The sequence below is a fragment of the Proteus sp. HMSC14B05 genome, from assembly GCF_001808035.1.
Taxonomy (GTDB): Bacteria; Pseudomonadota; Gammaproteobacteria; order Enterobacterales; family Enterobacteriaceae; genus Proteus; species Proteus mirabilis.
The window spans coordinates 1-1,453 of record NZ_KV791967.1 but is presented as its reverse complement, the minus strand read 5'-3'; the positions used below and the strand labels follow the sequence as shown (position 1 = coordinate 1,453).

Annotated in this window: 2 protein-coding genes; both read right to left on the bottom strand. The window is 33.5% G+C overall.

Annotated features, from left to right (window positions below):
* Positions 1 to 44: 44 nt before the first annotated feature.
* Positions 45 to 485 carry a biopolymer transporter ExbB gene (locus HMPREF3129_RS02285; protein ID WP_070486702.1) on the bottom strand — a complete coding sequence of 147 codons (441 nt, stop codon included), beginning with the start codon at positions 483 to 485 and terminating at the stop codon, positions 45 to 47.
* A 25-nt stretch (positions 486 to 510) separates the two neighbouring features.
* Positions 511 to 1,356, bottom strand: a complete 846-nt coding sequence (locus HMPREF3129_RS02280) for a hypothetical protein (RefSeq protein WP_070486699.1) — start codon at positions 1,354 to 1,356, stop codon at positions 511 to 513.
* Positions 1,357 to 1,453: the final 97 nt, after the last annotated feature.

Sequence of the window (1,453 nt, the reverse complement as noted above, 5' to 3'; positions counted from 1 at the left end):
GGGGAGAGGGCACAAAAAAGCCCTCGCGGGGAGGGCTAGGTGGGTTATTTCTTATTTGATAAATTAATTAACTGAATAGTTAATAAGCATAAATGTAAGAAAGATGTGATGGCGATAACCATAGAGATAGACGGCAATGGCAGTTGGTTTAAGTTTGATATTAAAAGTATGCCAACGAAAAATAACGCCCCAAGCTCAACAAAGGTTAATGCATAGAAAGTCACGATTGATAGCATATACCCATATTTTTGCAACTTAGAAAAGTTACTGTTCCTTATCCCAAGTAAAAACGTTAATGCCGCAATTAAAACAGCTACAAGGGTGCCTGAATAAGAACTTATCGCCGCCCCTAATGCTTCACGATGAAGAGCGAAAGATAGCTCAGGGGTTAAATAATTTTTAAACAGAAAGTAAAATGGAATAGTGAGCATATATGGAACAATAAACAAAAGGATTGCTGATGTGATTTTCAATAATTTATCCATTACCTCCTCCTTTTGCTTGTATTTTTCACGGCAAGAGTTCGTTATTTATGTTCTCGTAACTCTCAAGTATGATTGGCTTCATTTTAGTAAATGCGGTGTAAATTTCATTAGCTATTTCTGCATTAGATGCCTTTTTCGGCAGATTGCACCCCACATGCCCCTTGCCATCTAAGTAGTATTCAGTAAGTAAATCTGCTGCGGTTTCTTTTGCTTTTATGCTGATTCCATCAACTTCTCCGTAGCTACTACTAATAATTTCTTTAGTCATTCCTTTGATATTTTTTGCTCTTTTGGGCTTTAGAATAATTTCAATACCATCAAGAAGTTCATCTGAGACGCTTGCTACTCCAATATTTCTTAGTATCGTTTTTGTAAGTGACTTTCCAGATTCTATTCTTAGAGTCGTCCTTCCAATAAAGCTCATGTTAAGAGCATCGGCTTTTGTAACGCCTCTCATTAGAGGCTCAACTATAAGTTCTTCTGATTCAGATAATAACTTTTTACCTTTCATAAATTCTGGTAACTCTCTAATTTTAGGGCCAAGAAATGAAGAGGCAAATCCAATTATACCGTCATTTATAAATAAAAATGATGGGAAACCTAATAACTCATCATCAGCTAAGCTATCTCTAATATCTTTTATGGAGTTGTTAGTTTTATTTATTTTATTAATTAAGTCTGAATCATTTGTCTTTGTGAATAAAATTGTTTTTGTATCAATACTATGCATGTATATATAATAATCACCACATTGCAAAGAATGATTAGATTTTTTTATTATCTCACCATCCAGTATTGATGATAAATCTATTTTTCTCTTAACTTTGGTTTTGTTATCTTGCGCATAATACGCCCAAAAACTAACTCTCATAGCTCACCCTTTCAGTATAAATTGACCTTTTAATATTATTATCCATCTGGTGCTAAAATAAGTTATCTAGTTAATATTATTATGTTTAAAACCACAC